Here is a 24,962-nt window from a genome sequence, read left to right on the forward strand (position 1 = left end):
CCACCCCGCCCGCTGACCTGGGCGGGGGTTTCTTAATCCATTCTTCTAGGGGGTTTCCCGTGTGGGGAAGGTTCCGGCCCAGGGCCGGAAGGCTGCGCGTCGGCGTGGCCTTGAACGTACGGAAGGCCGTGTCCGCAGCGGTCGTCGTGGCGGTGCTGGGCACCGCCACCGGCGAGGCCGCTGCCGCGACCGCCGCCGTACCCAACGAGAAGGCGTCGCTGACGCAGACGCTGGCGTCGCTGGACCAGCTGGCGGCGGCGCTCAAACCGAAGACAGCCGGCGCGGCGCCCGCCGCGAAGTCCGAGCTCCAGCGGATCAGCGACGAGCGCGACCGGCAGCTCGTCGAGGACTTCGCCGAGTTCGACGAGGAAGAAGAGGTCCGCGAGGCCGCCCGGAAGGCGCTGGAGAGCACCGACCCGAACGCGATCCGGCAGTTCCTGGAGCACGGCGAGGCCGAGGCCCGCCAGCGCGCCAAGGACAAGCGCGCCGGCGCCGATGCCGCGAACCGCCAGCAGATAGAGAAGCTGCGCGGCACCGGCGGCCCGTTCTTCAACGCCGAGGTCGAGCGGGTCCTCAAGGGAACGGCGCAGGACCGCGCCGACTTCCTGGCCTTCGGCGCGGACATCGCCAAGCAGCGCGACGAGGCGGACAAGCAGAACGCCGCCAAGCGCGCCGAGGAGAACCGCAAGCGCGTCGAGATGCTGGCGTCGGTGGGCGGACCTGCGGTGAAGCAGGCCGCGCAGGCCGCGCTTGACTCCAAGAGCGACGCGGTGATCGCGGAGTTCCTGGAGAAGGGCTACCAGGTCGCGGCGCAGCAGGACGCCGACGACCGGGCCGCGCACGAGAAGGCGCAGAAGGAGGCCCTGGAGGCAGCGGAGAAGCTTCGTGAGCTGGCCCGCAAGGCCGCCGTCGCCGCCGAGGCCCGTACCAAGCTGATCGCCGCGCACGGCGACGCCGTCAAGGCGCTCAAGAACGCCTCCAACGCCATGTCGGCGGCGGCGTCCGCCGCGCGCGAGGCGGACCGGATGCTGGCGGCCGACCGGGCCGGCAAGCGCCTGTCCGACTACGCCCAGGTCAAGGCCGAGGTCGCGCGTCAGGTCGGGTACGGCCAGGACGCCGCCAGGTCCGCTCAGGTCGCGGCCGCGCAGGCCAAGATCCAGGCCGATGTGCTGGTGGAGACCGGGCTGGAGCACGGCACCCAGTGGTCCGAGGTCGCCTCGGGCATCGCCGCCGCGGCGGAGGCCGCGGTGAAGGCCAGTGAGACGGCCCAGCACGCGGTGGACGCCACCGCCGCCGACGCCGCCGGCCTGAACGCCCAGAACCAGGCCGAGTTGCACGAGCAGCAGGCCAAGAAGTGGCGGGCGAACGCCGAGGAGCAGGCCCGGGCCGCGGCCCGGATGGCCGAGGCCGCCGAGAAGCAGGCGAAGATCGCCGCGACCGCTGCGGCGCGGGCCAAGGACGCGCGTGTGGCGGCCGAGCAGGCGGAGCGCGAGGCGTGGGAGCACGCCCGCAAGACCCGCGATGCCCGTATCGAGGCGCAGCGCCAGGCCGCGATCGCGGCCGAGCAGCGCAAGATCGCCGAGCGTGAGCGCGACCTCGCCGCGGCGGCCCGGGCCCGGGCCGAGCGCGAGCGGGACATCGCCGCGGCGGCGCGTGCGCGCGCCGAGGCCGAGGCCCGTACGGCTTCCGCCGCCCGCGCACAGGCTCAGGCGGCCCAGGCGACGGCCGCGTCCGCGCGCGCGTCCGCCGCACACCAGGACGGCATCGCCGCCGAGGCGGACCGCAAGGCGCGGGACGAGGAGACCAACTCCCGCAACGCCCGCAACGCCGCCTACGCGGCCGAGCAGCGGCACGATGCGGCAGAGGCCCGGGCCAAGGCGACCGAGGCGATCGCCGCCTCCGGCCGCGGCACGATCGACGCGGGTGTCGCCCGCGCCGCCGCCGACCAGGCGCGTTCCGACGCCAACACCGCGGGCGAGGCTGCCGGTCAGGCCCGCAGCGCCGCCAACACCGCCGGCGGCGCGGCCGTACGGGCGCGTTCCGCCGCGACGGAGGCCGCGGGCGCCGCCGCCCGGGCGCGGGCCGCGGCGGCCGAGGCCACCGCGCACGCCGCGCGCGCGAACGCCGCGGCGAACAAGGCCGAGGCTGCGGCAGCGGCCGCCGACGCCGCCGCCAACAAGGCGGAGGCCGAGGCCGCTCTCACGCACGCCGCCGCCCAGCGCGCCAACCAGAAGGCCGCGGAGGCCACGGCCCAGGAGGCCCGTGCCGGCATCGCCGCGCACGAGGCCGCGCGTCTGGCCGGGCTCGCCGCCATGCACGCGAACAACTCCCTCCAGGCCGCGAACCGCACCAAGGAGGAGGCCCAGGGCGCCGTCCGCGAAGCGGCGATGGCGCGGGTCCAGTCCACGATCGCCGTCAAGTCGGCCTCCGCGGCCCGCGGCACTGCCGCCGGCATCGCCGAGCCGGCCAACATGGCCATCGAGCTGACCGCGCCGTTCGCCGGCAAGGACGTCGACGCCGATTTCGCCGCCGAGGTCGCCGTCGCGGCGGAGCAGATGGGCGCGGAGCAGGTCGCCTCGGCCGAGGCGAAGGCCGCGGAGGCGGTCAAGGCCGCCGAGGCCGCGGAGGCCGCGGCGCAGCGGGCCAACGCCCAGGTCGCTCCGGCTTACAAGGCCGCCGCGCAGGCGGCGCGTTCGGCCGCGAACGCCGCGCGTTCCGCCGCGGCCGCGATGAAGTCGGCGGCGCAGGCCGCCGAGGAAGGTGCCAAGGCCCGCGCGGCCGCGGCACGCGCCAACCAGGCCGACGCACAGGCCCAGGCCGACGCCAAGCTCGCCCGTAGCGCCGCCAACCAGGCCTACGCGGACGCGACCGCGGCCCGCAACGCCGCCAACCAGGCGGAGGCGGAGGCGGCCCGTGCCCGGGGCGCCGCGGCCGAGGCCGACAACCACGCGGCCGCCGCGAACAGCGCCGCCAACCTGGCGGAGCACGAGGCGACCGTCGCCCAGGGCGCTGCCGCCCAGGCGGAGAAGGACGCCGCGGACGCGAACAAGTTCGCGGAGTCGGCGGAGGGCCACGCCAAGTCGGCGGAGGCAGCGGCCAAGAACGCCAACACGTACGCCCGCGAGGCGGACGAGGCGGCGAAGAAGGCCGAGGAGTACCAGCGCGAGCAGGAACGCAAGGCCAGGGAGGCGGCCGCCAAGGAAGCGGCGAGCAAGGGCAAGCCCCGGGAGCTCGGCGAGGACGAACTCGAGGCGCTGAGGAAGGCCGGCATCTCGCCGGAGGCGTACGAGGCGGCCCGCGCGCTGGCCGAGAAGGACCTCGTCGACTTCCTGTTGGAGAACGGCGGCAAGATCATTGTCGACCTCCTCTTCGAGGACATCAAGAAGTGCTTCACCGAGGGCAACTTCGAGAGCTGCTTCTGGGCCGTGGTCGGCAGCCTTCCCTGGGGCAAGGCGCTGAAGGTCATCAAGGAGACGCCGGCGATCGCCAAGGCCCTCGTCAAGATCGTCGGTGGCCTTGACGACTTCCTCGACAAGTCCGCGGCGGCGAAGAAGCTGGTCCAGAAGGGCGAGGACATCCTTGAGGAGGCGCGCAAGCTGTGCGAGGCCTCCAAGCCCAAGAACAGCTTCGTGCCGGGGACTCCCGTCCTCATGGCCGACGGGACGCGCAAGCCGATCGAGGACGTCCGGATCGGCGACCGGGTTCGGGCCACCGATCCCGAGACCGGCAGGACCGAGGGCCGCGCCGTCACCGCGTTGATCGTCGGCGAGCGCAGCAAGGCCCTCCGGGAGCTCACCGTCGACACCGACGGTGCGGCCGGGAACGCCACGGGCACCGTCGCGGCCACCGACGGGCACCCGTTCTGGGCGGCCAACCGGCACGACTGGGTGAACGCCGAGGACCTCAGGGCAGGTGATCTCCTGCGCACTGCGGACGGCGAACTCAAGGAGCTCGTCGGCGTCCGTGCCTGGACCGAGCCGGTGCGGGTGCACAACCTGACGGTCGACGGCATCCACACCTACTACGTGTTCGCCGCCGACGTGCCCGTACTCGTCCACAACGAGACGGCGAAGTGGTGCGGCCCGGTCGGCCAGCACCCCGAGGTGAAGGCGCTTCTCTCGGACGCCATCGCCATGCTCGAGAAGAAGAACGTCGGCAACATGGGCAAGCTCGGGCGTGCGGACAACGTGATCCAGCTGTGGGACCAGAAGGACGCCAGCCTCGACCCCAAGTTCATGACTCCGGAGCACCTCGCCAACGTCAAGAAGCACTTCACCCGCGACGAGATCGAGCAGCTGTGGAAGTACATGGCCAAGGTGGACGAGGTGTCGACCGCCGGGGGCAATACGAGCCCGAGCGCCCCGCAGCGCGCAAAGGTCCTCAAGCACTACCTCGACAGTTGGTAAGGTTTTCGGCGTGAAGATCATCTTCAGGAACGACGGCGGCGATCGGCTCAATGTGATGTTCGAGCCCGCCGGCATGGAGCACGACATCCCACCGGGTGATCACATCGTGGTGGACTGGCCTGTCCCCGAGAACGAAGCCTTCGAGGGCAGTGTCGACCACACACCGGCGGGACTCGTCCTCACTCCGCCGTACGACGAGCCGTTGCGGGCATGGGACTCCGCAGGCAACGAGCTCGATGTCTGAGGGGCGGCCGTCGGTGTGATCCACCGGTAGGCCGGGGCGGCGAAGGCCGCCGACCTCTCGTCATTCCCGCAGCGGTGGGCGCTCACTCACGTGAGTGTCCACCGCTGCGGCGTTCTCACGGCTCCGAGGGTTCGGACTCATTCGCGGTGGGCGGCAGCCCGGTGAGGAAGGTACGGATCTCGTCGGCCTCGGGGACGGCGAGGGCGGTGTAGAGGTCAAGGGCCTGTCGGGCGTGGTGGTGGGCGAGGTCGATGCCGCCGAGGTCGCGGTGGACGTGCGCCAGGCCGTCATGGGCGCGGGCCTGCTCGGGGCGGTAGCTGAACTCGCGCGCGAGGGTCAGCGCGGCATCGTGTTCGGTCGCGGCCCGGCCGAGGTCGCCCATGGACCGGGCGGCTTCCGCAAGGGCGTTGAGCGACTCGGCCTCGTCTCCCGGGAAGTCGAACCTGCGGCTCAGCTCCAGGGCCTGGTGGTGATGGCGCCGGGCCTCGTCGTGGCGGCCTTGTCGTTGGTGCAGCAGCCCGATGTTGTTCAGCACGACGGTCTCGCCGATACGGGATCCCGTCTCGCGGTACGCGAGCAGCGATTGCCGGTGGTGCTCGTGGGCCTCCTCGTACCGTCCTCGGCGTGCGAGGACGATGCCGAGGTCGGTCAGGCACCTGGCTTCGCCGGCGCGGTCGCCGAGCTCCCGGAAGAGCGCGAGTGCCTGCGCGCAGTGCTCGTAGGCCTGGTCGTATTCCCGCCGCCGCCTGAAGACGGTGCTGAGGGCCTGGAGTGCGCCGGCCGCGGCGCCCTGGTCGCCGATCTCGCGCGCGAGGTCCAGGGCGTGCCGGTAGTGCTCGGCCGCTTGCTCGTAGGCGCCGTGCCACCAGAAGTGCACCTGGCCGAGATCGATGAGCGTGCGGGCTTCGGCGGCTTTGTCGCCGTTGCGGCGGGCGGCTCGCAGTGCCAGGCCGCAGAGCGCCAGCGCGTCGGCCTGGTGGGCGTGGCCCAGCAGGTAGCGGTGCAAGGTGGCGGCCAGTTGGCTGGTGTGCGGGAGCCAGTCGTGCTCGGCCGCGTACTGGGCGGACGCCATGAGGTTCGTGCGTTCGCTGTCCAGCCAGGCGATCGCCTCGGCCTCGTCCCGCGGGAGCGAGGCCGGGGTGTCCGGCGCGGGGATACGCGGTCTGCGGTTCGTGCCCTCGGGGTAGAGGTGGTCGATGGCCGCGCACGCCGTGTGGAGATAGTGGTGGAACAGCCGGCCGAGGGCCTCGCGTTGGGCGTTGGGGGGTTCCTGGGCGGCCGCGGTGGCGAGGGCGTGTTCGCGCAGCAGGTCGTGGAAGGTGTACCGGCCGAGCTGGCGCTGGGTCAGGACGTGGGCGTCGAGGAGGTCTTCCAGGAGCGTCTCGGCCTCGTCGAGCGGGAGGTCGGCCAGCGCGGAGGCCGCCTCGGGGCTGATGTCACGGCCCGGCTGGAGCCCCAGGAGTCGGAACATGCGTTGCTGGTCCGCGGTCAGCTGCTCGTAGGACAGCGTGAAGGCCGCCGCCACTCCTCGCTCTGCCGTGGCCAGCTCGGAGAGTCTGCGGCGCTGGTCGCGGAGCCGGTCGGCCAGGTACGCGACGGTCCAGCGGGGGCGATGGTGCAGGCGGGCGGCAGCGATGCGGACGGCCAGCGGGAGGAATCCGCACAACTGCAGGACATCGAGGACGGCCAGGGGTTCGGCGTCCGCTCGTTCGCCGACGATCGCCGTGAACAGCTCCAGGGCGTCCGCGGCGGGCAGTACGTCCAGGGACAGGGCGTGCGCGCCGTCCAGGTCGGTCAGCCGTCGGCGGCTGGTGATCAGGATGAGGGCGCGTGAGGCTCCGGGCAGCAACTGGCGTACCTGGTCCGCTCCGAGGGCGTTGTCCAGTACGGCCAGCACGCGACGGCCGGAGAGTTCGGACCGCCACAGCGCGGCCCGATCGGCGACCGATGCGGGTATGTGTTGTGCGGGCACGCCGAGTTGGCCCAGGAGGACCTCCAGTGCGGCACCGGCGTCGAGCGGCGCCTGGCCTGCGGTGTGCGCCTGTAGGTCGATGAAGAGCTGTCCGTCCGGGAAGTGGTCCGCGAGGCGGTGCCCCGCGTGGACCGCGAGCGTCGTCTTGCCGACCCCGGCCATACCGTCGATCGCCGAAATGGTCACGACGCCGCCGTTGTTGGCCGACCACAGACGGATCAGCCCGTCGAGCTCGCCTTCGCGTCCGGTGAAGTCCGGGACGTCGTACGGGAGGAAGTTGACCCCCTGCGACAGCGGCTTCGGCGGCGCGGTGACCGGCGGCCGCAGATCGGGGGCGTCCCGCAGTATGTCCTGTTCGAGCTTGCTGAACGCGTGGCCGGGGTCGAGTCCCTGCTGCTCGGCCAGGGTCGCCCGGAAGGTTCTTGCCACGTCCAACGCGTCGGTCTGGCGTCCGGTGCGGTGCAGGGCGAGCATCAGCTGGCAGCAGAGCCGTTCTCGCAACGGGTTGGCCGCCAGGTGGGCGGACAGTTCGTCGATGAGGTCGTCGTGCCGGCCCCGGGCCAGTTCCAGCTCGGCCAGGCGCTCGACGGCGGTCAGCAGTTGCCCGTTCAGGCGTGTCCTGGCGCCCTGGACGTAATGGGCGGTGATGTCGGCCAGCGGCTCCCCCCGCCACAGCGCCAGCGCGGCACGTATCCGGTCCGCGCTGTCCCCCGGGTCCTCGGAGGCGGCCGACGGCTTGGCGGTCAGGCCGGTGAACTCGTCCAGATCGAGTTGTCCCGGCTCGGGGGTGATCACGTATCCGGCCGGCACCGTTGCCAGCATCCGGTCGGCCTGTGAAGCGCGCAGCATCCGTCGGATGGCGGCGATCGTGGTCTGGATCTGCGCGCGGGCGGAATCCGGCGGCAACGGCCCCCACATCGCGTCGATCAGGCGATCCGTACTGATCGCGACGCCGGCGTGCAGCAACAGGTAGGCGAGCACCGCGCGATGACGGGGCGCCAGGCCGGGCGCATCCGAACCGGGGGCCGCGGCCTCCACCGGGCCGAGGATGGTGAACCGCATGCCGTCACTCCAGGGGTCTGCATTGCGTGCATCGACGATGCATCGGGAATGTATCAAGATCAACCGGCAGGGTTACCTGCATGCCAGCACTCCACACCGTTGAACCGGAGATCGCGACCGGTGAAACCGCAGCTCTGTTCACTGCCACGCACCAGGCCCTGGGGGTCGTCCCCAACCTCGCCAGGGTGATGGCCAACAGCCCGACCGTACTGAAGGGGTACGTGGGCGTCCTCACCACCCTGAGCACGGAGGGAACCCTGTCGGCGGACGTGCGCGAGAGCATCGCGTTGCTGGTGGCGCAGGAGAACGGCTGCGACTACTGCCTGTCCGTCCACGCCTTCCGCGGGACCAGGACGGCGGGGCTGAGTGCGGCCGAAGCCAACCGCGCACGCCGGGGCAAGGCCGATGACCCCTGGGCCGCCGCCGTCCTGGATCTGGCCGCCGTGGTGGTCCGTGACCGTGGAACCGTCGCCGACGAGCAGCTGGCTGCGGCCCGGCGCGCCGGCCTGTCCGACGGGCAGATCGTCGAGGTCGTCGCCCATGTCGCCCTCAACGTCTTCACCAACTACCTCGCCACGGCCGCCCGTTGTGACATCGACTGGCCGCTCGTGCGCCACACCGACTGAAAGGGCGCGAACTCGATGAACCGACGAGAGCACGCCCTCGCGCCGTCCCGGAGCAAGACCGACTCGACCAAGAAGGCCATCACCGTGCCCACAGCAGTACAAGTCACCCCGCTCCGAAGCGTTTCGGCCGCCGAAGCCACCGCGTGGCACCGGGTCGTCGCGGCCTCGATGGCCCACGACCTGCCCGGAGTACCGGCCCCCGATCCCGCACAGATCCACGCCCAGCTCACCCGGCCCGCTCTGGGCAGCCACCGGCTGACCTGGCTGGCCACCGGTGCGGACGGCGTCCCGGTCGGAGTCGCCTCCCTACGGGTATTCACCTCCCCGGGCCAGGAGCACCTGGCCGAGCTGGAACTCCATGTCGACCCCGCGCACCGCCGCCTGGGAACCGGTTCCCTCCTCCTGTCGGCGGTCGTGGCGTCCTGCCGCGCCGAGAACCGGCGCAGTCTGATCGCCACAGCCGCGGCCGAAAGTCCGGGCGAAGCCTTCAGCGAACGGCGGGGCTTCCGCCGAGCACTGGCCCTCAACCACCTCCTGCTGCGCCTCGACGAGATGGACCGGGCCGACCTGCTCCGGACCGCCGATGCCGAGCACCCCGGCTACCGACTGGCCGGCTGGACCGGAACGGTTCCCGACGGCCTCGCCGCCGCTTTCGCCACGGCGAAGAACGCGATGAACGACATGCCCGTCGGTGAGCTGGACTACGGCAGTGTGGCGTGGGACGCGGACCGCGTGCGCGCCATGGCCGCGGTGGTCGCCGACCGCGGGGACACGCTGCTGACCATCGCCGCCGTCCACGACGACGGTGCCATGGCCGGCTACACCGAGATCCTGATCCCTCAGGGAGCGCCGCCGCGGGTCCAGCAGTACGACACGGCGGTCGTACCCGAACACCGCGGCCACGGGCTGGGGTTGTGGGTCAAGGCCGCCATGGTGCGCCGACTGCGCGCCGAGTACCCCGGCGTCGTCGAGATCGAGACGGACAACGCCGAGGACAACCTCCACATGCTGGCGGTCAACCACCGACTGGGGTTCCGCTCCTACCGGCGCACGTGCGAGATCCAGCTCGACCTGCCCGCGACCTGATCCGTATCTGCATCCATCCGGCCTTTACCGTCACTCACTTTGCGAAGGTTTCATCATGAACGTATCCTCCTCCACCCTCTCCCTGACCGTCGCCGACGTGGACGCGTCTCGCGAGTTCCTGTGCACCCACCTCGGCTACGAGGTGGCCATGGCCGACGACGGCTTCGCGTCCCTGACGCGGGGGGACGCCGCCGTCGACGTCGTCCTGCTCCGCGCAGGTACGGATGTCCTCCCGCCCGAGCAGCGCCACCGTCGGGCAACCGGTCTGATCCTGGCGCTCACCGTTACCGACCTGGCGGTGGAGGAGGCCCGGCTGCGCGCGGCGGGCGCCCCCATCACCATGCCGCTGCGCGAAGAGCCGTGGGGCGAGAGGCTGTTCCAGATGACCGACCCGAACGGTGTCGTCGTCCAGCTCGTCGAATGGGTGAGCGTCCCCGACCCCGAGCACTCCATCAGGCCGTGAACTGCCACGGGCTCGGCAACTCACGAGGCACAGCTGCCCGGGGCGTGCCCCCGGCCTGGCCAAGAAACCACGGAAACTGGAGATTCACGAAGTGCGTGTGCTGTTGTCAACATATGGATCGCGCGGGGACGTCGAACCGCTGGTGGGGCTCGCGGTGCGGTTGCGGGAGCTCGGCGCGCAGGTGCGGGTGTGCGCGCCGCCGGACGAGGACTTCGCGGAGCGACTGGCCGGGGTCGGCGTGTCCGTGGTGGGTGTCGGGCAGTCGGCCCGCGCTCTGACGACCGCGGCTCCGCCGCCGTCGAAGGGCAATCTGCCCCAGCGCGCGGCAGAACTGATCGCCAGTCAGTTGCAGGTGATGCCCGCGGCGGCGGAGGGGTGCGACGTACTGGTGGCGACGGGAGCGATGCCGGCCATCGCCGGTGCGCGGTCGGTGGCCGAGAAGCTGGGCATCGGCTACGTGTCCGCGATCTTCCAGCAGCTGACCCTCCCTTCGCCGCAGCGCCCGCCGCTGGCATACCCCGGGCGGCCGTTCCCGCCGGAGGTGACCGACAACCGGGCACTGTGGGAGTTGGACGCCCAGAGCATCGACGCACTGTTCGGTGAGGCGCTCAACACCAACCGGGCGTCGCTCGGCCTGCCCCCGGTGGGCAACGTCCGCGACTACGCCTTCGGCGACCGGCCGTGGCTGGCGACGGACCCGGTGCTGGACCCGTGGCTGGAGACGCCGGACCTCGACGTCGTACAGACCGGCGCTTGGGTCCTGCCCGACGATCGGCCGCTCCCGGCGGAGCTGGTGGCCTTCCTGGACGCCGGCGCGCCACCCGTGTACGTGGGGTTCGGCAGTATGGCCGTGCGCGCAGGTGAGGAGGCGGCCCGGGTGGCCATCGAGGCGGTCCGCGCGCAGGGCCGCCGGGTCCTTGTCGGGCGTGGCTGGGCGGAACTGGGCCTCATAGACGACCGGGACGACTGCTTCGCCGTCGGGGAGGTCAACCATCAGCAGTTGTTCGCCCGCGTGGCTGCCGTCGTGCACCACGGCGGCGCGGGTACGACGACGACTGCCGCTCGGGCCGGCGCCCCGCAGGTGGTGGTGCCCCAGTTGGCGGACCAGCCGTACTGGGCCGCCCGCGTGGCCGAGCTGGGCATCGGCGTAGCCCACGACGGCCCTGCTCCGACCTTCGGGTCCCTGTCGGCCGCGCTCAGGACGGCCCTGGCCCCAGAAGCCGGCAGCCGGGCGAAGGCCGTGGCGGGCACGGTTTGCACCGACGGGGCGGCGCGCGCGGCAAGGCTGCTCCTCGACACCGTCAACTGAGCAAGTCGAGTCGAGACGGGGACGTCCCCCGCTGATCACCACCACCACAGAAACGAGAAGCACGACATGCGTGTGCTGTTGATGGCGTACGGATCACGAGGCGACATCGCGCCGCTGGCGGGACTGGCGGCGCAGTTGCGGAAACTCGGCGCGGAGGTACGCGTGTGCGCACCGCCGGACGAGGAGTTCGCGGAACTGCTGGCCGGCGTCGGCGCGGAGCTGGTGCCCTTCGGGCGAGACGTACGCGCGCTGCGGACCGGAGCGCCTCCGTCGGACGCGGCGGCGTTCGCGGCCGAGTTGGTCGCCGCGCACTTCGATACGGTCGCCAAGGCGGCCGAGGGCTGTGACGTCCTGGTGGCGAGCGGCCTCATGCCGGCCGGTGCCCGCTCGGTGGCCGAGAAGCTGGGCATCCGCTACGTGTATGCCGGCTTCCACCCCTTCGAGATGCCCTCGGCGCACTACCGGCCGTCGCCGCGGCCCGGCCCGCCGGCCCCGCCCGACATGACCGACCACCGGGCCCTGTGGGACCTGGACGCCCAGAAGGTCAACGCCCTTTACCTCCAGCCCCTCAACGCCCACCGCGCGGCGATCGGCCTGGAGCCGGTGGACAACGTCCGCGACCACGTCTTCGGCGACCGGCCGTGGCTGGCGGCGGACCCGGTCCTGGGCCCGTGGCAGGAGCTGACGGACCTCGAACTCGTACAGACCGGCGCGTGGATCCTGCCCGACGAACGCCCGCTGCCGACCGACCTGGAGGAGTTCCTGGAGGCCGGCACACCCCCGGTGTACGTGGGCTTCGGCAGCATGCCCATGCGCAACGCGACGGAAGTCGCCCGGGTGACCGTCGAGGCGGTCCGGGCGCAGGGCCGGCGCGTACTCGTCTCCCGCGGCTGGGCGGACCTCGGCCTGGCGGACGGCTCGGACGACTGCTTCGCCGTCGGCGACGTCAACCACCAGGCACTGTTCCGCCGGGTCGCAGCCGTCGTGCACCACGGCGGCGCAGGCACCACGACCACCGCCGCCGGAGCCGGGGCGCCCCAGGTCGTGATACCGCAGTTCGTCGACCAGCCGCACTGGGCCGCCCGCGTGGCGGAGCTGGGCATCGGAGCGGCCCATGACGGCCCGAACCCGACCTTCGCCTCGCTGTCGGCCGTACTCGGGACGGCCCTGGACCCCGAGACGCGAGCACGGGCGAAGGCCGTCGCCGGCACGATCCGCACCGACGGGGCGGCGGTGGCCGCGAAGCTGCTCCTCGATACGGGGCATACGGAGACGGGACACGCCGAGCCGCTGAGCCGCGAGCAGATCTCCATGATCGCCCACGCCGACCACCCGATAAAGTCGCCGCTCGACGACGACTCGGTCAGCCGACTGCTCGAACACGGCCTTCCGCGGGGCGACGAGCGCGTGCTCGACCTCGGGTGCGGCACAGCGGAATGGCTGCTGCGCGCCCTGGCGACACGCCCGCACCTGCACGCCGAGGGCGTCGACGTCTCCGATCTCTCCCTGACGCATGCCCGCCGGGCAGCGAGCGGACTCGGGGTCGGCGAACGCCTGGTCCTCCACCACCAGGAGGCCGCGGACTTCGCCTCTCCACAGCCGTACGACCTGGTGATCAGCGTCGGCGCCGCGCACGCCTTCGGCGGTCTCCTCCCCACCCTCGCGGCGGCCCGCAAGCACCTGGCCCCCGGCGGCCGCGTCCTGATCGGTGAGTCGTACTGGGACCGCGCCCCTTCGCCGGAGGCCGTCGAGATGTTCGGTGACCTCGCCGACCTGGCGACCACGGTGGACCACGTCGTCGCCGACGGATGGACACCCGTCCACGGCCATGCCAGCACCCGCAGTGAGCTGGACGCCTACGAGTGGGCCTGCTGGGGCTCGCTGGCCTCATGGGCTCTGGACCACCCTGGCGATCCAGCCGCCGCACAGGTACTGGAGACGGCCACCACCCAGCGTTCGCAGTGGCTGCACGGGTACCGCGACAGCTTCGGCTTCCTCTGCCTGGTCCTGCGCCGGACTGCGGATTGACCGCGTAGGGCCGCCGGTAGGCCACCGGGCCACCGGGTCCGCCATCGTCGGGTACCGGCCCTGGGAGGCGTTCCTTTCTCCTGGGCGACGAGGTGTTCCGTGAGAACACGATCAGCGTGGACCTGGAGGGAGTCCGGGATCGGAACGAGGAACGAACCCGGGGCGGGGAGCACCTGATCAGTCCAGGACAGCGGTGGCTTCGACCTCGACGAGATGCTCGGGTACGTCCAGTGCCGCTACTCCGAGCAGCGTGGCAGGGGGTGTCGCGGTGATTCCCAGTTTCGCGGCCGCCCGACCGAGCCCCTCCATCAGCAGGGGCATCTTGTCGGGGGTCCACTCGACGACGTAGACGGTCAGTTTCGCCACGTCGTCGAAGGAGGCGCCGACTCCGGCCAGGGCGGTGGCGATGTTGTAGTAGCACTGCTCGACCTGAGCGGCGAGGTCACCCTCCCCGACCGTGACACCGCCGGCGTCCCAGGCGACCTGTCCGGCGATGAAGAGGAGTTTCGAACCAGTCGCGATCGACACCTGCCGGTAGGCGTCGATCTCCGGCAATCCGTTGGGGTTCACGAGGGTGATGGCCATGCTGTCCGCCTCCATTGCGCCTTGAGCGCCCGTGAGCTCGCTTCCGTCGAGCCCCCGACGCGCTCGCTCTCTTGTGGTTACTCAGGAACCGTAGGAGAGTGTCCGCTGACATGGAAGAACGCACTTTTCGGTGACTGGGGAACCTCATGGTGACCAAGCAGTTCACGGGCTCGCCCGACGAAGCGGACCTGAGGCGCGCGGACTCCCTCGCGCGGGAGATCTTCTCCGACGTCGCCAACAAATGGGCGCTCCTGATCATCGAAGCGCTGGGCGAGCAAACCCTGCGATTCGGCGAGCTGCGGGACGAGGTCGAGGGCATCAGCCACAAGATGCTCACCCAGAACCTGCGCATGCTGGAGCGCTACGGCCTGGTCGAGCGGACGGTGCACCCCGTCGTGCCCCCGCGGGTCGAGTACACCCTCACCGAGCCGGGCCAGGCCCTGCGGGTGACCATCGACGGACTGTGCGACTGGACCCACCGCTACCTCGGTCACATCGAGGCATCCCGCCACCGATTCGACGCCTGAGAGCCTGTCAGGTGGGCGGCATCCGGCGGTCTGCGTGAGGGGGTGACCAGACCCGCGTCGTACGCGGCGATGACCAACTGGACCCGGTCGCGCGCGCCGGTCTTGGTGAGCAGGTTCCTGACGTGCGTCTTGACCGTGCCCGGGCCGATGTCGAGGTGGTCGGCGATCTCTGCGACGGACCGCGCGTGCGGTGGCGGGACCTCGTCGCCGCCGAGTGGATCAAGCTCTGGTCGCTGCGATCGACCCGCTGGGTGCTGGGCCTCGGCATGCTGATCCTGCTCGGGCCGGCCCTGCAGAGCAGCCTCGACACGTACGGCAGCTGGCCACAGTACGGTCCGCTCCAGCGCTCGCACTACGACCCGATGACGGAGGCGTTGAGCGGCGCGGGGGTGGCCCTGCTGATGATCGGCGCGGGCACGGTCGGGGCGCTGTCCATTGGCGGTGAGTACGCCTCCGGGCTGATCCGCGCGACACTGACCGCGGCGCCGGCCCGCCACCGGGTCGTGCTGGCCAAGGCCGTCGTCCTTGCGGGCGTGATGTCCGCCGTCGGCGCGCTCGTGTCCCTGGGGACGTTCACCCTGAGCCAGGCGGTGCTGTCCGGCCGGGGCATCGGCCTCTCGATCGGCGATCCGGGAGTCCCCGGCGTCCTCGCCGCGAACGCGGCGCTCGCGCCGGTGTCGGCACTGGTGGGCCTGGGTGCCGGTGCGCTGCTGCGGCACACCGCCGCGTCCGTCGTCACGGCCTGCGGGCTGCTCGTGATCCTGCCGGGGTTCTTCAAGCCGACCGTGCACCAGTGGGCGAACGAGCTGTTCGCATGGACGGGCTTCGGACTCTGGCCCGTCCTGGCAGTGCTCCTGGCGGTGCTGGTGGTACGCCGACGAGACGTCTGAACCGGGCCCCCGCGGGGCAGTAGATCGTCCGTCAGCGCGGTCGGTCGGTGCCCGAGTCGAAATGCGGTCGACGGGATCGTCTCGTACAGAAGATCATGTGTGGATGTCGCCGATCGAAGCCGCAACCGATGACCTGCAGGATCTCGCTGTTCAGTGGAGTATCGGCGCGGCCCGTGCTCACGATGTCGTCAGGGCTGCCTGTGCGGCGCTCGTTGCCGGACTGGACGGCCCGGAACTGCGCATCCTGGCCGGATACACACGTGCCGAGGCGGAGTACAACGTTCCCGAGCTGCTTCCCGTCGTACTCGATGAGCTGGACCTCGTGTTCTACCCGCGCGACAGCGAGGCCGGGCAGGAGGCGGCCGTGCGGGCGCTCGCGCACCGGATGCTGGCGGGCCGGCTGACGCCGCGAGAGCTTGCTCTGCGCATCCACCGGCAGTTCGGCCACCGGATACCCCTGGCCGAGCGCCTTGCTGAGCTTGATGACGAGTACGACATCATCGAGTACGGGCACAGGACCTTGGCCCAGCTCGACGCCGAGGTCACGTCCGAAGCGCAGCGTCTGGCGTACGGCCGGCCCGACCAGAGCTGACTCTCTTAGCGATCTCGGCTCTTGCCCGCCGCAGGTGCCGACCGGCGGAACTTCGCCCTGATGAGTGGCTGTGACGGGCTTACTCCACACCCCGCCTATGACGGGGCGGATCAAACAGGTCCAGCTCGGTCGGCGTGGGAGCCTCGAACTGGCCCTGACACTCCCTGAGCAGCTCGGTCGTCAACACGACCGAGCCCGGCTCCTGGTTCCGGAGGGCAATGCGCCGCTCCAGTTCCGCCATCGGCACGTTGAGGTAACGAAGTTCGACCTCGACTCCGAGTGCGCGGGCTTCGAGCCGCTTCTGATCGCGTTCCTGGCGCAGCCAGAACCCATTCTCCAAGATCACAACGGCTCCAGAAGCCAGCAGATCCTGGGCGTGCCGCCAGAGGCGACGCTCGATGCGGTCCCGAGCCTCACCGTCGAAGAGGTCGAAGCCCAGCTCCGCAAGCCACTCGTCCGGGCACAGACGCACGGCGGACAGTTCCCGCTCCAACTTCTTGGCCACCGTGGTCTTCCCCGCACCGGGAAGACCACACAGGAGTACGAGTCTCGGCCGTCGGCCGCCCATGATCACCTACCCCTCTTCAAACCCTCATGGAAATCATCGCTCCTGCAGGGACGCGGGAGAAGGGAGTTTCATGGCCCGTCGAGGAGCAGCACACGCAAAATCTGCGGCCGATGCACCTGTCCATATTGGATCCCGAGCTGCTGGAACGGATCACCGCGCGGCGTGCGGAACCTGTGCGCTCGGAGCCAGTTCAGGTGAGGCGGGACGGGTGGACCGGATGGCAGCCGACCCTTGGCGGCGTCAGCACAGCGTGGTTCAGGTGAAGTCGAGCGTGCCCGTGCGGGTGCGCTTCAGCTCGAAGAAGTCGGGGTAGCCGGCGAGGAGCCGGACTCCGTCGAAGACGCGCACCGCGTCCTCGCCACGGGGGATCGAGGTGAGGACGGGGCCGAAGAACGCGGTGCCGTCGATGTGGATGGTCGGTGTGCCGACCTCCTCGCCGACGGGGTCCATGCCCTGGTGGTGGCTCTTGCGCAGGGCGTCGTCGTAGTCGGTGGTGTGTGCGGCGTCGGCAAGGTTCGTCGGCAGGCCGGCCTCGGCCAGCGCCTCGCGGATGACGGCGTCGCTGGCGGCCCGGTCGTCGTTGTGCAGGCGGGTGCCCAGGGCGGTGTACAGGTCTCGCAGAACATGGTCACCGTGCTGCTGGGCGGCGGCTACGCACACCCGCACCGGGCCCCAGCCGGTCTCCAAGAGCCGCTGATAGCGCTCTGGCAGGCCTTCGCGACCCTCGTTGAGCACCGACAGGCTCATGACGCGAAAGTTCAGGTTCAGGTCGCGCTGGGAGTCCACCTCCAGGATCCAACGGGAGGTGATCCACGCGAAGGGGCAGATGGGGTCGAAGTAGAAGTCGACTGTGGTCATGAGAAGGAGGCTAGAACCCAAGCGGCCCAGGAGAGAGGGCCATTGGCCCGCCATCATCACGGGCCAATTCTCAGGGCCTGCCATCGTGCCCGGCCCTGGCCGCTGCCCCGGCCCCGACGCCGGCCAGGGCAGCCATCGGGCAGCCCCTCCGCCCCGCCTCCGGTGTCACGACCGACCGGAACCCAGCTGCATATTTGCCGAGTTGCAGAGCTTTGCAACTCCTGGACGCGCGGAGGCGGGGCGAAGCCACGAACAGCTACAGCTCCAGGGCGGATTCGATGCGCTTGAGCTGGTGGCGGGCCATGGCCAGGTTCGAGCTGGCCTTGTTCAGCACCACGTACAGGAACAGCCCATGGCCCGCCCGGCCCGCGAGCAGCCGGATGAGGTGGTACTGGCTGCCCATGGTGATCAGGATGTCCTCGATCTCGTCATCGAGGCCCAGCATCTCCAGGGTGCGGGCCTTCGCCCGGATCACATCGGTGTTGCCCGCCGCCGCGATCGTCATGTCGAGGTCGTTTCCGCCGCCGAGGGTACCCAGGGCCATGCCGCTGGTGTAGTCCACCAGGGCGACCCCCATGCTGCCCTCGATCGACGTCATCGCCTCCTTCAAAGACGTCTCCACATTCGCCATCAGCCGCAGCTCCTCACCACTGTTTGCTCAGGCCGACGCACAACCGTCGGCCTCATCGTGATGATCACGCTACTCACCGTGCTCGTAGCCGCGGGCGGAAATCTCGAAACTCAGGAAGGACCCGTCCCCGACCTGCCGCCGGTCAGTTCATGAAGCGGGTGCCGCCGCCCCAGCACGTGTCGTCCCAGACCTGCTGGGCGACCGGCAGCGCGCCGGTGCCCAGGGGGTCGGCGGTGACGGTCCAGACCGCCTGGTGGGGCTCGCCCCCACAGGCGGGGTCGGCCCCGTTCCTGCCGTAGTCGTAGAACAGTGCGACATCGCTCTTGCCGTCGGCGTTGTAGTCACCCGTGGTCAGGAACGGCACCCTGGGGCCGCCCTGATTCCGGTCCCACTGGGACACCGGGTACGGGGCGAACCCGCCGTCGCCGTCCGCGTGGGCGCTGAGGGTGAACAGCTTCACGCGCTCCTGACCGTAGTCGTACATCAGGACGAGGTCGCTCTTGCCGTCCCCGTTGAAATCACCGGAGTCCATGGCCGCCGTCCTCGGGCCGAAGCACGTGCTGTCCCAGACCCTGCGGGCCTCCCCGTCACCGTTGAAGAGACCCTGGCTCCCGTTCCCGGAGAGGGTGTACCCGGCCTGGTGACCATCGGCGCAGGGGGCGCCGGGCCCGGTCGTGCCGAAGTCGTAGAACAGGGCGACGTCGCTCCTGCCGTCGCCGTCGTAGTCACCCGTGGTCAGGAACTTCACGGCAGGCTGCGTGGGCCCTGCGGGCCGGTCCCACCGGGTCTCCATCGGGCCGACCCCGCCGAACCCGCCGTCGCCGCTCTTCAGCGCCTGCAGCGTGAACAACCGCATCTGACCTGCGGGGTACTTGTACAGCAGGACGAGATCGCTCCTTCCGTCACCGTCGAAGTCAGCGGGCCGGCCAGCAGCCGTACTCCAGCTCTCCCCCACTGGTGACCTCGTAGCCGTCGACCGACCCGCGCAGCGCGGCCAGTACGGCCGCCTCGGGGTTGGCCTTGGCCGCGTAGTACAGCTCGACGCGTTCGGGCAGCGCCGCCCGAACGGCCGCCGCGTGCGTGCGCAGCGCGTCCAGGTCGTACACGTACGCCGGGAGCGTGTCCGGTGTGAGCGCGGCTACGTGGTCGCCCACCAGGGGGGTGAGGGTCATCGGATGCACCTGGGCCGCATGCTCGGTGAGGAGGAGGCCGCCATCCGCGAGGCCACCGCCGTACTGCCCGGCGACACACCGCCCTTCCCCGGCGCCGCCGCGTTCCGCAGGCTGCCGGGCGCGGACTGCCGTATCCACCATTCCCGCACCCGGCTCGGCTGCTGCCTCTACTACGCCATCCGCCCCGCCGAGGCCTGTCTCACCTGCCCGCGCACCTCCGATGCCGAGCGCCTCCGGCGACTGGAGCAGCCATAGGCGGACACTGACACCCCGGCAACTGCCGGCCGCCGAGCCGGCAGCGCCCCGCGTGCAAGACCTGGACGACGCGCTCGATGGCGCCGGTGCGGCCGATTGTTCCTGGTCCGGCGGGACGGGCGGGTCAGCGCAGTCCGGCGAAGAGGTCGTTCTCGGGTACGGCCGCGCCGGTGGTGTCCTTGACGCGTACGAACGTCTCCATGCCCATCAACTCGCCGAACCTCTCCTTGCCCATCTTGAGGAAGAAGATGTTCTCGCCCTGACTGGCGTGCGCTGCCAGCGCATCGAACTTCTGACCGCTGAACGCGGTGGTGTCAACCCACGTGGTGATCTCATCGTCGGGGAGGCCGATCTCGGCCAGCGCGGCGGCCTCGGCAGGATCCGGCTCCGGCATGTCCTCGTGAAACTCGCGCATGATCTCCCCGAACCGCTGCATCCCCGAGCGGGGCATCGTCGTCCAGTACACCTTCGGTGTCAGCGCGGTCATCTCCAGCGCCGCCATCGTGATGCGGTGGGCCTGGATGTGGTCGGGGTGACCGTAGAAGCCGTTCTCGTCGTAAGTGACGACCACATCGGGTCGGTAGTGCCGCATCAGTTCCGCGAGCCGGGCGGCGCCCTCCTCCACGGGGGTCTGCCAGAAGGATCCCGGGGCGTCGTTGCTCGGCCAGCCCATCATCCCGGAGTCGGCATAGTCCAGCATCTCCAGATCGCTGACCTTGAGGACTTCACAGCTCGCCTCGAGTTCTTGACGGCGCATCAAGGCGACGGTCTCCGGGTCGTGCCCGGGAGCGCCCGGCTTGACACCCCCCGGTCCGTCACCGCAACGGCCGTCGGTACACGTCACGAGAACCGTGCGGATGCCTTCCGCCGCGTAGCGCGCGAGGACCCCTCCGGTTCCGGTGGCTTCGTCGTCGGGGTGGGCGTGCACTGCCATGAGCGTCAAGGGCCGGTCAGTCATGAAACATTCCTCCTGCGGAAGTACGTCTTGGGCCGAGCACGCGGCAGGCATACCGCGATCCCGGGGGCCCGGGTTCAGGTGGGGCGGACGACCTTGCGGTCTCCGTGTTCCCCGTCCGTGCGGCGCCGGCCCCTCGGTTGGTGCAACCGCGCCGACCGGCCCGGCTGTTCCCGGATATGGGGGCGGCCTGGACGGATCAGCGGTCGCCCGTGTGTGGGGGCACCGGACGGGGACGTGGCAGCGGCTGACGCCAGTCGCCCAGCCTCGTGAGGAGGAGCTGGCGGGCGAGGGAACGTACGTCGTCCCACGCCGGATCTGTGGTCAGGGCGCTGTCCCAGCAGCCGACGCGGCAGGTGGCATCGATCTCGCCGAGGCGACGGCCGATGGCCCGAAGGCCGCGCAGATCCTCGGGCTCGAAGACTCCGCGCTCGGCGAGTCCTTCGGAGACGCGGCAGAGGAGCTCCACCTCTTCGACGACGTCCTTCGTCTCCAGCTCACGCCCGCCCAGCCAGGCGAGTTGATCCTGGGTGTCGGCCGCCAGGAGGGCCATGAAGCGCAGGGTCCAGGTGCGCAGGTTCACGTCGCCGAGGTGGTTCATACGTGCAGGATCGCACCTGGTTCCCGCCACCATTTCTTGAGGCGGCAGCCCCACCACGCCCGGGCGCCCGCCCTGGAGGCGTACGTCGGGCACAACACGGCCGCCAAGCGGACCGGCGGGGCAGCCCGTACGGGCGTCCTGGCGAGTGAACCCGCGCGTGTCCTGACGGGCTCGGGACGGTCGTGCCGCAACGTGGGTGGAAAGCCCCGAATCGGCCATGAGGACGCGACGAGATGACGACCGTAGTGGTGACCGGTGCAAGCGGGAACGTCGGGCGACACGTTGTGAGCGAGCTGCGCCGGCGAGGCGTCACCCACCGCGCGCTCACCCGCGATCCGGAACGAGCCACTGCCGTACTCGGCCCCGGCACCGACCTTGCGCAGGGCGACTTCACCGATCCCGAATCGCTCCGTGCCGCCTTCGCGGGCGCCGAGCGGGCCTTCCTCAGCTGCGCCAACGACCCGCGGCAGGTCGAGAACGCGGCCAACGTGATCGAGGCCGCAGCCACGGCCGGTGTCCGGCAGATCGTCCTGCTGTCCACGGTCGGAGCCGGGGTCGGCGCCGCGCAGACGTTCGCCGATCAGCACGGCCGCATCGAGCGCCGCCTGCGCTCGGCGGGGATCCCCTTCGTGATTCTCCGGTCCAGCTTCCTGATGTCGAACCTACTCGGTTCACTGCCGACGATCGGGCAGGCCGGGCGGATCTTCCTGCCCGCGGACGATGCCCGCATCGCCATGATCGACCCCCGTGACGTGGCCGCCTGCGCGGTCGCGCTGCTCTCCGGGCAGAGCGGGGACGGGGAGACCCACCTGATCACCGGCCCGGAGGCCATCACCTTCACCGAGGTCGCCCACCGCCTCTCCACCGCCCTCGGACGGACGGTGGAGTACGTCGCCGTACCCGACGAAGCAGCCCTGGCCGGCATGCTCGGGGCGGGGCTGCCGCCGTGGCTCGCCGAGGGGGTGGTGGGCATCTTCCAACTGCTCCGGGAAGGCACCAATGCCGACACCACCGACTCCGTGCGCCGGCTGACCGGGCACGACCCACGGCCCGTTGTCGACTACGCCCGTGACGTCATGGCACCGCTCCTGACCCGCTGATGCCGCCAGTCGACTCCGGCCGGCAGCCCGTCCGGCGTTCGTACTCGATCCCGGTCAAGGCCCACCCGACGGCAGTGGAGTCGCGGCCAGCACCGGCAGACCCCACGCACGCCTGACCCGATCGACGAGGACGAGGGCGCTGTACGGCGAGACGGCCAGCTCCAGGCGCATGTCGGCCAGGCGTTGGACCGAACCGTCCGGATCGCGTGCCGCGGCCTCGGCGCTGCGCTGGTCGAAGGCCGCCGGGGTGAAGATCTGGAGCAGGGTGAGCACATAGGCGGCGTACGCACGGGCCTCCGCGACCAGCGGACGCGTGGTCTCCGGCAGGGCCGGCCCGTCCGGACCACCGCTCTGAGCGGAGGCCGCCGGCGCCACGGGGGCCGCAGCCGCCACGGGGGCCGCAGGCGCCGCGAATTCCTGCAAGGCGCGCACGAGCGCCGCGCCCTGCTCCGGCCGGGCCTCGTCCAGCCGCTCGGTCAGGAGCCGGTAGTCGACCATGACCGGTGCGGTCTCCGCCGTCCACGGCTGGGCAGCCAGCAGGGTCCGGAAGCCGGCCAGGGTGTCCGACAGCTCCTCCGCCAGCATCACGAGCGCGATGTCGCACAGTTCCACGTACGGGGTGCTCTGGCGCAGCTCGACCAGGCCGAGTGCGTAGCGGATGAGGTCCCGCGGGATGCCCCCGGACAGGGCATGGGCGAGGACGGCGTACGGGCGGGGCAGCCCGGGCACGCGCTCCTCCAGGATCGCCACCGACTCGGCGGGCGTCATCGGCCGGACGTGCACGATGTCGTCGAAGGCGCTGTCCGTCGTGTCGCGGTGGGGCATGCCCCGGCGTACGAAACCCGCGCTGATGTCCTCGGCCACGGACACCAGGCAGTAGACCCGCGGTACGCCGAGGATCGCCTTGATCTCGCCCAGGAACATGCGCGCCTGTGCCGGAGTGGCCATCCGGTCCAGCTCGTCGATGCACAGGAAGACGCGCCCGTCGCCCTGCTCGCCCAGTTCGTCCGCGATCGCCCCCACCAGAGCCAGGAACTCCGCCACCAGTTGGGGGAAGTTCGGCGGCACACTGGAGAGGGTGGAGCCGTGCACGCTCCCGAAGGGGGGCCCGGGCGTGAAATTGAGCGCGGCGGACGTCCCCTGGACCGTACGCAGCCTGAAGAGCTGGTTCAGGCAGCGCCGGGCGAGATCGGTCTGCGTCGTGTGCCGCCGCTTGCGCCGCCTGGAGGAGGAGCGAACGAGCGCCAGTCCGAGCATGAACACCGCGAGCCGGCCCGGGTTCTCGGCATCGAACACGACCGGCCGGGTCGTCGCAGAGGTCGCCATGAAGCTGATGCAGGCCAAACCGGCCAGGGTCACCGCAACCAGCGTGCGATCGCCGGCGGTCAGACGTCGCGGGATGACCTGCAGCTTGACGAACAGGAACACGAACAGCGCTACGAGCAGGGTGGCGAAGGCAATTGCCACACCACCCCGTGGTGTACCCGGCCCGCTGGTCCAGATGGTCCGGTCGGGCAGGAGGCCCACGGTGTTGTGCACATCCACCAGAGCGTCCAGGACCGGTGCCGCGGCCAACAGCCAGCCGAGTGCCCACAGCAGGCTCCAGCCGGCCCGGCTCTGCTCCCCCAGCCCCAGAAAGCGGCGGAAGCGGCCCGGTGTGCGAAGACCCCACACCAGGAAACTCAGGTACGCGACCATGAGGCTGGCCAAGACGTACTCACCGTGCCAGAGCCCACTCACCACGTGGGCTGCGTCCTGGGCCACGCCCGTAGCGAGAGACACGAGCCCCGACCGGTGGCCGCCCCACCAGACGCGTAGCGTCGCGGCCGCGCCCAGCACGAGCAGGGCTCCGGCCGGCAGGGCGAACAGCAGCCACCGCGCGCTATTGCGAGCCAGACCGGCGGTACGACGGCCCAGCCGTACGAGGCCCGACAGCCGCGTGAAGTCCGGCACTGTCTGCCCGCTTCGCCGCAGGTACTGCTCGCACACACCGATCAGACAGGACAGCAGGAAGTCGTACGGAGTGTAGGCGGCGGGTACGGCGACGCGGATCACCAGGTCGGGCTCCGATCCGCTCCGCGCCGCCTCGGGCCGGAGCAGACCGCTCACGGCGTCCAGGAGGGTGGTCTTGCCCACGCCCCGCGGACCGCTGAGCGCGATCGTGCCGCCATCGATCAGGCTCAGCTTGCGCGCCAACTGGCTCGCGCACGCGCTCCGCACGAAGAAGCGGGAGTCCCGACGCGCCCGCAGCCCGTGATATCCGTCGTACATGAGGACGGAGTGCGGGTCCTCCCCGAGCAGTGCCTCGATCACCTCCAGGAGGACCCGGCGGGCGCTGTGAGCGTTGAGCTCCACGGCAAGCCGACGCAGGGCGCTCTCGGCTTCGCCGCTGGTGGCCCACACCAGCAGGCGGTAGCGGGCGTAGGTGGGAATGTTGCGCAACTGTCGACGCGCGCGTGGGCGCCGCATCAGCCATCCGCCCACGGCGAGCAGCACGACCACCGTCACTGCCGTCTGCGCCGTGAACCTGAAACCGCGGTCCTGATACGGGTTCACGAGCGCGGCGAACAGGACGAAGAGGGTGGCCGCGGCGGCCGGTTCGAGCCCGAGCTGGGCGCGGGCGCGGGCCAGCCTCCGCCGGTTCCTCGACCGCTCGTCCAGCGCCGCGCAGACGGCTTCGTGGTCGTCACGCGCCAGGACGAGGACCCGTTCCACGGCCGCGGGTACCTGCATGGCCGCCCGCACCGCGTCCGCCGTGACCTCCGGGCGGATCTGCAGGCGGTCGGCGACGGCCGGTTCGACCAGGAGTTCCTCGACGCTGCTCCGGTAGACCTCTGCTTCCGCCGCGTAGCGCCAGCCCCGGAACGGCGGCAGCGGATCCACCGGGTCCGGTGGACCCGGCGGGTCCGCCGCCGGGTGTGTCACGGTCTCGGTCATCCCTCGGCTCCTCCCCCACGGCGCAGCCCGGCGAGCGTAGACCGGCGGGTGCGCCCGGCGCAGTCGAACCGCCCATCCCACCGGAGTCCCGCGCC

At 71.0% G+C, this 24,962-nt stretch carries 21 protein-coding genes and 3 pseudogenes; 13 read left to right on the forward strand and 11 right to left on the reverse strand.

All coding sequences use genetic code 11. The features are described from left to right. The first annotated feature begins 104 nt into the window (after positions 1 to 104). Together ACZ7GJ_RS22905 and ACZ7GJ_RS22910 are read left to right on the forward strand one after the other, a co-directional pair. Positions 105 to 4,406 (forward strand): polymorphic toxin-type HINT domain-containing protein, encoded by a 4,302-nt coding sequence (locus ACZ7GJ_RS22905; protein ID WP_470754216.1) that lies wholly within the window; start codon positions 105 to 107, stop codon positions 4,404 to 4,406. Positions 4,407 to 4,416: 10 nt separating this feature from the next. Then, the gene (locus tag ACZ7GJ_RS22910; RefSeq protein WP_470754218.1) at positions 4,417 to 4,650 is read left to right on the forward strand and encodes a hypothetical protein; all 234 of its coding nucleotides are present in this window, start codon (positions 4,417 to 4,419) and stop codon (positions 4,648 to 4,650) included. Positions 4,651 to 4,765: 115 nt separating this feature from the next. Here ACZ7GJ_RS22910 and ACZ7GJ_RS22915 read toward each other — a convergent pair whose 3' ends face one another. Continuing rightward, positions 4,766 to 7,684 (reverse strand): AfsR/SARP family transcriptional regulator, encoded by a 2,919-nt coding sequence (locus ACZ7GJ_RS22915; RefSeq protein ID WP_470754221.1) that lies wholly within the window; start codon positions 7,682 to 7,684, stop codon positions 4,766 to 4,768. An 80-nt stretch (positions 7,685 to 7,764) separates the two neighbouring features. Between ACZ7GJ_RS22915 and ACZ7GJ_RS22920 the strand changes: the two genes are divergently transcribed. From ACZ7GJ_RS22920 to ACZ7GJ_RS22945, 6 genes and pseudogenes are all read left to right on the forward strand, one after another. Beyond that, the gene (locus ACZ7GJ_RS22920) at positions 7,765 to 8,310 is read left to right on the forward strand and encodes a carboxymuconolactone decarboxylase family protein (RefSeq protein ID WP_470754225.1); all 546 of its coding nucleotides are present in this window, start codon (positions 7,765 to 7,767) and stop codon (positions 8,308 to 8,310) included. Positions 8,311 to 8,325: 15 nt separating this feature from the next. Next, the gene (locus ACZ7GJ_RS22925) at positions 8,326 to 9,396 is read left to right on the forward strand and encodes a GNAT family N-acetyltransferase (RefSeq protein ID WP_470754228.1); all 1,071 of its coding nucleotides are present in this window, start codon (positions 8,326 to 8,328) and stop codon (positions 9,394 to 9,396) included. A gap of 55 nt (positions 9,397 to 9,451) precedes the next feature. Then, on the forward strand, positions 9,452 to 9,859 hold the full coding sequence (locus ACZ7GJ_RS22930; protein ID WP_470754229.1) for a VOC family protein: 408 nt from the start codon (positions 9,452 to 9,454) through the stop codon (positions 9,857 to 9,859). Between the two features lie 91 nt (positions 9,860 to 9,950). Continuing rightward, entirely contained in the window at positions 9,951 to 11,168 is a 1,218-nt protein-coding gene (locus ACZ7GJ_RS22935) for a glycosyltransferase (protein WP_470754232.1), read from the forward strand. Positions 11,169 to 11,234: 66 nt separating this feature from the next. After that, positions 11,235 to 12,428 (forward strand): annotated as a pseudogene (locus ACZ7GJ_RS22940) (glycosyltransferase); the annotation flags it as partial. 30 nt (positions 12,429 to 12,458) lie between these two features. Beyond that, entirely contained in the window at positions 12,459 to 13,196 is a 738-nt protein-coding gene (locus ACZ7GJ_RS22945) for an SAM-dependent methyltransferase (protein WP_470754310.1), read from the forward strand. A 177-nt stretch (positions 13,197 to 13,373) separates the two neighbouring features. Here ACZ7GJ_RS22945 and ACZ7GJ_RS22950 read toward each other — a convergent pair whose 3' ends face one another. Then, complete coding sequence (locus tag ACZ7GJ_RS22950) at positions 13,374 to 13,781, reverse strand: RidA family protein (RefSeq protein ID WP_470754235.1); 408 nt, start codon at positions 13,779 to 13,781, stop codon at positions 13,374 to 13,376. A gap of 146 nt (positions 13,782 to 13,927) precedes the next feature. Here ACZ7GJ_RS22950 and ACZ7GJ_RS22955 point away from each other — a divergent pair, with 146 nt between their 5' ends. Beyond that, complete coding sequence (locus ACZ7GJ_RS22955; RefSeq protein ID WP_470754237.1) at positions 13,928 to 14,308, forward strand: winged helix-turn-helix transcriptional regulator; 381 nt, start codon at positions 13,928 to 13,930, stop codon at positions 14,306 to 14,308. Here ACZ7GJ_RS22955 and ACZ7GJ_RS22960 read toward each other — a convergent pair. Further along, entirely contained in the window at positions 14,272 to 14,475 is a 204-nt protein-coding gene (locus ACZ7GJ_RS22960) for a response regulator transcription factor (protein WP_470754312.1), read from the reverse strand. The two genes, ACZ7GJ_RS22955 and ACZ7GJ_RS22960, sit on opposite strands and share 37 nt — an antisense overlap. Between ACZ7GJ_RS22960 and ACZ7GJ_RS22965 the strand changes: the two genes are divergently transcribed. Together ACZ7GJ_RS22965 and ACZ7GJ_RS22970 are read left to right on the forward strand one after the other, a co-directional pair. Then, the gene (locus ACZ7GJ_RS22965; protein WP_470754318.1) at positions 14,431 to 15,198 is read left to right on the forward strand and encodes an ABC-2 transporter permease; all 768 of its coding nucleotides are present in this window, start codon (positions 14,431 to 14,433) and stop codon (positions 15,196 to 15,198) included. The two genes, ACZ7GJ_RS22960 and ACZ7GJ_RS22965, sit on opposite strands and share 45 nt — an antisense overlap. Positions 15,199 to 15,301: 103 nt before the next feature. Then, positions 15,302 to 15,790 (forward strand): hypothetical protein, encoded by a 489-nt coding sequence (locus ACZ7GJ_RS22970; protein ID WP_470754238.1) that lies wholly within the window; start codon positions 15,302 to 15,304, stop codon positions 15,788 to 15,790. Between the two features lie 79 nt (positions 15,791 to 15,869). On the opposite strand, the gene ACZ7GJ_RS22975 is transcribed toward ACZ7GJ_RS22970, so the two are convergent. From ACZ7GJ_RS22975 to ACZ7GJ_RS22995, 5 genes and pseudogenes are all read right to left on the reverse strand, one after another. Continuing rightward, positions 15,870 to 16,358, reverse strand: coding sequence for a P-loop nucleotide/nucleoside kinase family protein (locus ACZ7GJ_RS22975; protein ID WP_470754314.1), 489 nt, complete (start codon positions 16,356 to 16,358; stop codon positions 15,870 to 15,872). A 255-nt stretch (positions 16,359 to 16,613) separates the two neighbouring features. Beyond that, positions 16,614 to 17,216, reverse strand: a complete 603-nt coding sequence (locus tag ACZ7GJ_RS22980; protein WP_470754240.1) for a mycothiol-dependent nitroreductase Rv2466c family protein — start codon at positions 17,214 to 17,216, stop codon at positions 16,614 to 16,616. Between the two features lie 256 nt (positions 17,217 to 17,472). Next, a complete protein-coding gene (locus ACZ7GJ_RS22985) occupies positions 17,473 to 17,847 on the reverse strand; it encodes a hypothetical protein (protein WP_470754242.1) in 375 nt (124 codons plus the stop codon). 142 nt (positions 17,848 to 17,989) lie between these two features. Beyond that, positions 17,990 to 18,802, reverse strand: a complete 813-nt coding sequence (locus tag ACZ7GJ_RS22990) for an FG-GAP repeat domain-containing protein (RefSeq protein WP_470754244.1) — start codon at positions 18,800 to 18,802, stop codon at positions 17,990 to 17,992. Continuing rightward, positions 18,783 to 19,019, reverse strand: a pseudogene (locus ACZ7GJ_RS22995) (type III PLP-dependent enzyme); the annotation flags it as partial. The pseudogene ACZ7GJ_RS22995 and the gene ACZ7GJ_RS22990, both read right to left, overlap by 20 nt. A gap of 6 nt (positions 19,020 to 19,025) precedes the next feature. Here ACZ7GJ_RS22995 and ACZ7GJ_RS23000 point away from each other — a divergent pair. After that, positions 19,026 to 19,274 (forward strand): annotated as a pseudogene (locus tag ACZ7GJ_RS23000) ((2Fe-2S)-binding protein); the annotation flags it as partial. Between the two features lie 124 nt (positions 19,275 to 19,398). On the opposite strand, the gene ACZ7GJ_RS23005 reads toward ACZ7GJ_RS23000, so the two are convergent. Both ACZ7GJ_RS23005 and ACZ7GJ_RS23010 read right to left on the reverse strand, forming a co-directional pair. Next, positions 19,399 to 20,232, reverse strand: a complete 834-nt coding sequence (locus tag ACZ7GJ_RS23005; RefSeq protein WP_470754246.1) for a PIG-L family deacetylase — start codon at positions 20,230 to 20,232, stop codon at positions 19,399 to 19,401. A gap of 196 nt (positions 20,233 to 20,428) precedes the next feature. Further along, entirely contained in the window at positions 20,429 to 20,830 is a 402-nt protein-coding gene (locus ACZ7GJ_RS23010) for a hypothetical protein (RefSeq protein ID WP_470754248.1), read from the reverse strand. Between the two features lie 233 nt (positions 20,831 to 21,063). On the opposite strand from ACZ7GJ_RS23010, the gene ACZ7GJ_RS23015 reads away from it, so the two are divergent. Then, the gene (locus ACZ7GJ_RS23015) at positions 21,064 to 21,930 is read left to right on the forward strand and encodes an SDR family oxidoreductase (RefSeq protein WP_470754249.1); all 867 of its coding nucleotides are present in this window, start codon (positions 21,064 to 21,066) and stop codon (positions 21,928 to 21,930) included. Positions 21,931 to 21,984: 54 nt separating this feature from the next. Here the strand turns inward: ACZ7GJ_RS23015 and ACZ7GJ_RS23020 are convergent, their stop codons facing one another. After that, positions 21,985 to 24,867 carry a hypothetical protein gene (locus tag ACZ7GJ_RS23020; RefSeq protein WP_470754251.1) on the reverse strand — a complete coding sequence of 961 codons (2,883 nt, stop codon included), beginning with the start codon at positions 24,865 to 24,867 and terminating at the stop codon, positions 21,985 to 21,987. Positions 24,868 to 24,962 lie beyond the last annotated feature (95 nt).

This window comes from Streptomyces sp. NPDC037242, from assembly GCF_055604165.1.

Bases quoted from the DNA above. Each gene is read 5' to 3' on its own strand.
- ACZ7GJ_RS23015 (WP_470754249.1), top strand. From the start codon at position 21,064: ATGACGACCGTAGTGGTGACCGGTGCAAGCGGGAACGTCGGGCGACAC.
- ACZ7GJ_RS22980 (WP_470754240.1), bottom strand. From the start codon at position 17,216: ATGACCACAGTCGACTTCTACTTCGACCCCATCTGCCCCTTCGCGTGG.
- ACZ7GJ_RS22970 (WP_470754238.1), top strand. From the start codon at position 15,302: ATGTCGCCGATCGAAGCCGCAACCGATGACCTGCAGGATCTCGCTGTT.
- ACZ7GJ_RS22925 (WP_470754228.1), top strand. From the start codon at position 8,326: ATGAACCGACGAGAGCACGCCCTCGCGCCGTCCCGGAGCAAGACCGAC.
- ACZ7GJ_RS22975 (WP_470754314.1), bottom strand. From the start codon at position 16,358: ATGGGCGGCCGACGGCCGAGACTCGTACTCCTGTGTGGTCTTCCCGGT.
- ACZ7GJ_RS23020 (WP_470754251.1), bottom strand. From the start codon at position 24,867: ATGACCGAGACCGTGACACACCCGGCGGCGGACCCGCCGGGTCCACCG.
- ACZ7GJ_RS22955 (WP_470754237.1), top strand. From the start codon at position 13,928: ATGGTGACCAAGCAGTTCACGGGCTCGCCCGACGAAGCGGACCTGAGG.
- ACZ7GJ_RS22920 (WP_470754225.1), top strand. From the start codon at position 7,765: ATGCCAGCACTCCACACCGTTGAACCGGAGATCGCGACCGGTGAAACC.
- ACZ7GJ_RS22930 (WP_470754229.1), top strand. From the start codon at position 9,452: ATGAACGTATCCTCCTCCACCCTCTCCCTGACCGTCGCCGACGTGGAC.
- ACZ7GJ_RS22985 (WP_470754242.1), bottom strand. From the start codon at position 17,847: ATGGCGAATGTGGAGACGTCTTTGAAGGAGGCGATGACGTCGATCGAG.
- ACZ7GJ_RS23005 (WP_470754246.1), bottom strand. From the start codon at position 20,232: ATGACTGACCGGCCCTTGACGCTCATGGCAGTGCACGCCCACCCCGAC.
- ACZ7GJ_RS22915 (WP_470754221.1), bottom strand. From the start codon at position 7,684: ATGCGGTTCACCATCCTCGGCCCGGTGGAGGCCGCGGCCCCCGGTTCG.
- ACZ7GJ_RS23010 (WP_470754248.1), bottom strand. From the start codon at position 20,830: ATGAACCACCTCGGCGACGTGAACCTGCGCACCTGGACCCTGCGCTTC.
- ACZ7GJ_RS22950 (WP_470754235.1), bottom strand. From the start codon at position 13,781: ATGGCCATCACCCTCGTGAACCCCAACGGATTGCCGGAGATCGACGCC.